The sequence below is a fragment of the Nitratidesulfovibrio liaohensis genome, from assembly GCF_011682075.1.
Lineage (GTDB): Bacteria > Desulfobacterota > Desulfovibrionia > Desulfovibrionales > Desulfovibrionaceae > Cupidesulfovibrio > Cupidesulfovibrio liaohensis.
Window position 1 is genome coordinate 1 of sequence record NZ_VSMK01000108.1, and the last position, 6,592, is coordinate 6,592.

A 6,592-nucleotide genomic window follows, 5' to 3' on the forward strand; every position below is an offset into this window, starting at 1 on the left:
GCGCCCAGCCCCTTGCCGCGCAGGCGCAGCTTGCGTCCGCTGCACGCGCCGGGGGCCACGGTAACGTCCACCTCGCCGTCCAGCGTGGGCACGCGCACCGTTGCGCCCAGGGCTGCTTCCCACGGGGCCAGTTGCAGATCGTAGATCACGTTGTCGCCATCCAGGGTGAACTGCGGATGCGGAGCCATGCGCACCTTCAGGTACAGGTCGCCCGCCGGTCCGCCGCCCATGCCGGGATCGCCCTGCCCGGCAAGGCGGATGCGCCCGCCTTCGCGCACGCCAGCGGGGATGTTCACCTCCAGCGTCTTGGTGCCGCCGTTGGCTTCACGCAGGGTCACGGCCTTGCGCCCGCCCCGGTAGGCTTCTTCCAGCGTCAGCGAGAATTCTGCCTCCACGTCGCGGCCCCGCCGCTGCCGGGCGGAAAAGTTGCCGAACGGGTCCGGCCCGAAGCCGCCCTGCCCGCGCGCCCGCGCACCGCCGCCACCGAACAGCGTCTCGAAGAAGTCGCTGAACCCGGCGCCCTCGAAGCCTCGCCCGCCGCCAAAGTCGAAGCGCACGTTCTCGAAGCCGGGCGCACCCTGAAACTGTTGTCCGTGCTGCCAGTTGGGGCCAAGCTGATCGTAGAGCCGACGTTTCTCGTCGTCCTTGAGCACCTCGTAGGCTTCGTTGATTTCCTTGAAGCGTTCTTCCGCGTTCTTGTCGCCGGGGTTCAGGTCCGGGTGATGCTTGCGGGCAAGCTTCTTGTACGCCTTCGAGATGTCGTCGCGCGAGGAGGAACGCTCCACGCCGAGCAATTTGTAATAGTCCTTGTATTCGACTGCCATCTCGTATAGCTCTCCTTTAGCGTCAATGAGGCTGCAAACCTGCTGCCATTGTAGGATAATCCGACGCGCCCCTGTGTCAAGCGGCTTGCGTCAAAAGACCGACGGGCAATGCGCCAAATGCTCTGCCAGACGCGTTGCCAGATGCTTCGCCAGATGCTCTGACAGCCGCTTCGCAGACGGTCGTCCACGCCTGCCGACCATGGCCGCCGTCACGGCGCCCGCCCCCCCTCGACGAGCGCCGCCCGCTGCGCTACAGACGCCGAACGGGACCATGTTTCCACGGCCCCGCCCCTTCATACCTCCAAACCGGCCCCGCCACCGTCACCGCATGTCCGCATCCCGCCCTGCCGCGCCTTCAGGCGCATCTGGCGCATCTGGCCTGAAAAGCCTGCCCGTGCTGATGTACCACTACGTCAGCCGCAAGAAGAATTCCATCGCCGTCCCCCCCGACACCTTCGAGACCCACTGCCGGGCCATGCGCCGCGCCGGGTGGACCGGCATCGGCCTGGCCGAAGCCGAGGCGTACCTGCTGGGCGAAGCCCCGCTGCCGCCGCGCAGCGCGCTGATCACTTTCGACGACGGGTTCCTGGACAACTACGTCTACGCCTGGCCCATCCTGAAGAAGTACGGGCACAAGGGCGTCATCTTTGCCGTGGCGGGCAAGCTGGAACAGGGCGCGCCCCGCCCCACCCTGGACGACGTGCGCGCGGGCCGCATCCGCGAAGACGGCCTGCCCCGCGTGGATGCCCCCTTCGTGCGCCACGAACTGGGGTTTGACGAGCGCAAGGACCTGTTCTGCAACTGGGACGAGGCGCGGCTGATGGAAGCCGATGGCACCATGGCCGTGGCGGCCCATTCCCACTGGCACCACGCCGTGTTCGCCAAGCCTGAATACACGGGCTTTCACGCCCCCGGCCACCGCTCGCGCACCTTCGACCGGGTGGACTTTGCCGTGCCGTGGGGGCTGCCAGCCTTTGCCCAGCGCCCCGCCCTGCTGCGCCGCGCCTTCGTGCCCGACCAGCAACTGGTGGACGCCATTCGCGCCCTGGTCCCCCAGGACAAGGCCGGGGCCTACGCCTTTTTCCAGGATTCCGGCAAGGTGCGCGAACTTGAAGTACTGGTTGAAGCCTTTGCCGCCACGCCTTCCGGCCTTGGCAAGCCGGAATCCGACGCCGACCGCACCGCCCGCATGACCCGCGAACTGGCCGCCTGCGCAGCCACCCTGGCCGACGAACTGGGCCACCCCGTGCGCTCGCTGTGCTGGCCGTGGGGCGCCTATTGCGACGAGGCCCGCGACATCGCACGGGCGCAGGGTTTTTCCGTGTTCTTCGCCACCACCATGGGCCCCAACCCGCCCGGCTGCGCCGCCCACGTCCACCGCTTCAAGGCCAAGGACAAGCCCGCGTCGTGGCTGCTGCTGCGCCTGTTCCTGTACGCCCGCCCCTGGTTGGCCGGGCTGTACGCGAAGATGCGGCTGTAAGCAAAGCACGGGCAGAAGCGTAGCACCGCGCCCCAACACCCCGCTTCCCCGGGGCGCCACCGCGTGCCTGTCTGTCTCACGGCGAATCAATAGCCGAACCTGTTGCAGGCCCGGGCGCGAAACCTGTTGCAGGACATATTGCAGAAACCTGCGCATGACCGGTCGCAGGACCGCCTGATGCAGTACTGCGGAAAAGCCCTTGCATGCAGCCTTGGGCATTTTCGCCCAAAATTCCACGTCGTCTCCTTGCCAAGGGCCTTCATATGCGGCACATACGGGCCGCAATAGATTTACAATTCCAGAACGCCCTGTTATCATTGATCTCGTACAGACAACTCCCCAAACGCCTGATGCCGCAATCAATGCCCGATGCCAGCGCGTGCTGCACCGGGCATATTTGCACCCGCAGACCATCTGGGGAAACACCACGTCACGACATCAGGAGGCCTTCATGTTCTTGCCCCTGCGTCTATGGCCCCCGCAGACTACCAAATCTCCACGGCGCGCGCGCAGCCATGCCGCGCGTGCCGCGGCGGCGCTACTCTTTCTGGCGTCGCTTGCACTGGCCGCACCATTGCGAGCCGCCAACTCGGGCGGCAGTGTAACCGGCCCCGTCGCGGACTTCACGAATCCCGGTTACATCGGCATCTATCGGCACGATTTTAATGCCGCCGAGAATGGGGACGTCACCATCGACACTGGCATTGTCGGCCCCATAATCGGCGGCTTCAGCGTGGGCGGTAACGCCTGGGGCAACCGGGTAACAGTAACCGGCGGAACACATGCAGGCGAAGGAATATACGGCGGATACACCCAAACCGAATACGCCTACCAAAACATTGTAACCATCACTGGCGGCACGATACACACCGACGTCTTTGGTGGATATTCCAGGGATCACGACGCTACCGACAACACCCTGCGCATCTTCGACAGCCCCGACCTGAGCCTTGCCAACCTTATCGGCGGGCACTCCGCAGCCGGTTCGGACGACCGCACCGGCAACACGCTGGAAATCCACACCCTGAACCTTCAGGCAGCTTCCATCAAAAATTTCCAGCACTTCCGGTTCTATCTGCCAGAGACGGTCCGGGCTGGCGACACGGTGCTTACTGTTACCCAAGGCGTGAATATCAGCACGCCCTCCAGCGGCCCTTCCACCGCCCCCACCACCGTGGGCGTGGGCATCATGGGCAGCGGAACCCCGCTGGCCGTCAATGACACCGTTACCCTTATCCAAGCTCCCAGCCTCACGCCGATGCGGGCATGACCAACAACGTCACGGGCATGGCGGGCATTTCCAGCCTTTACACCTTCGGCCTGGAAACAACCTCCAACAGTCTGGTGGCCCGGGTGACCAGCGCCGGACAGACCGACGAAGGCGTGCGCAAATCCCCGTCCGAAGGCAAGGCGGCCAGCATCGCCCTTGTGACACAAGGCGCGGACCTTGCGGCCGGGCCGGGCATGGGCAACGCCCGCGCGGCAGCCGTCCTTGGCGCGGACAACATGGCTCAGGCAGGCTGGGCTGGCTTCGGCGCCACGTCCGGCACAACCTCTCGCTATGCAACCGGGTCTCATGTGGACTTGCAGAGCTTCGCCCTCATGACCGGCCTGGCCAAACGCCTGCCAGTGAGCGGCGCGGATCTGCTTGTGGGGGCGTTCTTCGAAACAGGCGTCGGCTCCTACGACAGCCACAACGAAACGGCGGCTGGCGACAGCATCACGGCCCGGGGCGACAGCCGTTCCACCGGCGGCGGCCTGCTGGGCCGGGTGGAAGCCACCGAAGGCATGGCGCGCGGGCTGTACGCAGAAGCAACGGTGCGCGCGGGCAGGCTCAGTTCCGACTACAGGAGCGACGACCTGAACCCCACGCTGGGAGAGGCCGAATACGACATCAACGTCGCCTACTACGGCGCGCACGCGGGCGTCGGGTACATCTGGAACATCAGCGAACAGGCCTGGCTTGACCTGTACGGCAAGTACTTCTGGACGCACACCACGGGGGCGGACGTGCGCATACTGGGCGACCCGGTAACGTTCGACGACGTGGATTCGTACCGCACCCGCCTTGGGGCGCGATTCGGCTATGCGCTGAACAAATGCATCACGCCGTACACCGGCGCGGCATGGGAATACGAATTCGACGGCACGGCGCACAGCGTGGTGGCCGGAGTTGACGCACCCGCGCCAACCCTGAAGGGCGGCACGGGCGTGGGCGAGGTGGGCGTCATATGGAAGCCCCTGCCAGACAGCGGATTTTCGCTTGATCTGGGCGCACAGGGCTATACCGGCGTACGCGAGGGCGTGGGGGGCAATCTGTCGCTGATGTACGAGTTCTGATATCCGGCCTGGCTGCGGCATGGCGACTGCCCGCTTGCCGCAACAGAACCGCCTGGCCGGAATTTCGCCCCAAGATGCTGCATGCGGGCGATGATTGTTACGACTAACGTTGTATCGAACAAGCTTTCCGTACAAATGCATGAGTGGGCGTATGCCGTTGCATACGCCCACTCTTTCATCATCCTGCCACCGCAGTCGTGTCGAAAGGCCGCCTTCCCTACCCCAGCGCCTTCACGGCGTCGGTGAATTCCCGCACGTCTTCCTCGGTGGTGTCGAAGCTGGTCATCCAGCGCACCTCGTGCAGCACCGGATCCCATTCGTAGAAGTAGAAATCCTGCTGCAAGCGGGCGATGTGCTCGGGCGAAAGCCGGGCGAACACCGCGTTGGCCTCCACGGGCCGGGTAATGGTGACGTGCGGCAGGCCGCGCAGGCTGTCGGCCATCAGGCGGGCCATGGCGTTGGCGTTGCGGGCGTTTTCCAGCCACAGGCCGTCGTGCAGCATTTCTATGAACTGGGCGGCGATGAAGCGCATCTTGGAAATGAGCTGCATGCCCTGCTTGCGGATGAAGTTGAACTCGCGCGACAGTTCCGGATTGAAGAAGATCACCGCCTCGCCGAACATCATGCCGTTCTTGGTGCCGCCAAAGGACAGCACGTCCACGCCCGCGTCGCGGGTCAGCGCCGCAAGGCTCACGTCCAGCGCCGCCGCCGCGTTGGCCAGCCGCGCGCCGTCCATGTGCAGCAGCATGCCGTTGGCATGGGCAAAGTCGGCAAGGGCGCGGATTTGCGCCGGGGAATACACCGTGCCCAGTTCCGTGGACTGGGTGATGGAAATGACCCGCGGCTGGCTGTGGTGGAAGTTGCCGATCATGTGCAGCAGCGGCACCACGTCCATGACCCGGATGCGCCCGTCGTGCGAGGGGATGACCTGCAACTTGGAGCCGGTCACCGATTCCGGCGCGCCGCATTCGTCCACGTTGATGTGGGCCACGTCCGCGCAGACCACCGAATGCCACGGCCGGGTCACGGCGCGCAGCCCAAGCACGTTGGCCGCCGTGCCCAGAAACACGAAATACATGTCGATGTCCGGCCCGAAGTGCCGGGCGAACACCTCTTTCGCCTGCTCTGTGTACGGGTCCTGCCCGTAGGGGCGGGCGTGCCCGGCGTTGGCGCGCTCCATGGCGGCGAGAATGCGCGGGTGCACGCCCGAGGTGTTGTCGCTGGCGAAACTCTTGAGGCTCACTGGTGTGTCTCCTGCTCTGGCTCTTGCGTGGGCGGGCCCATGGGTATGGCCCGTCCGTTGTGCATGGTGCGGCGGCGCGGGCGCGCCGTCGGAACGAAGGAAATGCGAGGGCGGTCAGGCCCTGCCCGTGCCGCCGGGATTGTCCGGCCTGCTTGCCCCATCACGCCCGTCCCGTCCGTCCCGTCCGTCCCATCCATCCCATCCATCCGGGCGGCAGGTGCCTTGCCATACGGAACGGCATACCCCGCGATAGACATCAAGGGTGCGCTGCAGAAAATCGGTCCGGTGCAGGCTTTCGATGCGCAGCCCGCAGGCATCGCGCAGTATTTCCAGCCATGGCGGGCTGTCCATGGCGTGGGCTATGGCCCCGGCCATGGCGGCAACGTCGCCCGGCGCAACCAGCGCACCATGGGGCAAAAGATCGGGCATGACGCCCACGGTGGTGGATACCAGCGGCCTGTTGCAGGCCATGATCTCCAGCGCGGCGCGGGCAATGGTCTCCGACCACAGCGAGGCCACCACGCCAAGGTCCATGGCTGAAATGCACGCAGCCACGTCCGGCCGTTTGCCGGTGATGACCGAGCTGTCCTCTATGCCTGCCTCGCGCAGCCAGCCGCGCACCGTGGCTTCCGGCGTGGCCGAATCGAACCCGGCCAGCATCAGCCGCAGGCGCGGACGCGGCGTGCCGTCCCAGCGGCCCGCGCG

General features: G+C 65.7%; 6 protein-coding genes. 3 read left to right on the forward strand and 3 right to left on the reverse strand.

Going from position 1 to position 6,592, the window contains the following annotated elements:
* A partial coding sequence (locus tag FVW27_RS04690) for a J domain-containing protein (RefSeq protein WP_167123174.1) occupies positions 1 to 824 on the reverse strand: 824 nt, incomplete at its 3' end.
* Positions 825 to 1,152: 328 nt separating this feature from the next.
* Here FVW27_RS04690 and FVW27_RS04695 point away from each other — a divergent pair.
* The 3 genes from FVW27_RS04695 (at position 1,153) to FVW27_RS20830 (ending at position 4,644) form a co-directional block, all read left to right on the forward strand.
* Positions 1,153 to 2,304, forward strand: coding sequence for a polysaccharide deacetylase family protein (locus tag FVW27_RS04695; protein WP_167123175.1), 1,152 nt, complete (start codon positions 1,153 to 1,155; stop codon positions 2,302 to 2,304).
* Positions 2,305 to 2,755: 451 nt separating this feature from the next.
* The gene (locus FVW27_RS20825; protein WP_243838210.1) at positions 2,756 to 3,574 is read left to right on the forward strand and encodes a hypothetical protein; all 819 of its coding nucleotides are present in this window, start codon (positions 2,756 to 2,758) and stop codon (positions 3,572 to 3,574) included.
* Positions 3,571 to 4,644, forward strand: coding sequence for an autotransporter outer membrane beta-barrel domain-containing protein (locus FVW27_RS20830; protein ID WP_243838211.1), 1,074 nt, complete (start codon positions 3,571 to 3,573; stop codon positions 4,642 to 4,644). Before FVW27_RS20825 ends, FVW27_RS20830 begins: the two co-directional genes overlap by 4 nt.
* Positions 4,645 to 4,861: 217 nt before the next feature.
* On the opposite strand, the gene FVW27_RS04705 is transcribed toward FVW27_RS20830, so the two are convergent.
* The gene (locus FVW27_RS04705) at positions 4,862 to 5,887 is read right to left on the reverse strand and encodes a threonine aldolase family protein (RefSeq protein WP_167123176.1); all 1,026 of its coding nucleotides are present in this window, start codon (positions 5,885 to 5,887) and stop codon (positions 4,862 to 4,864) included.
* Between the two features lie 114 nt (positions 5,888 to 6,001).
* Positions 6,002 to 6,592, reverse strand: a 591-nt coding sequence (locus FVW27_RS04710; protein WP_243838212.1) for a glycosyltransferase family 4 protein, incomplete at its 5' end; no start/stop codon positions are given.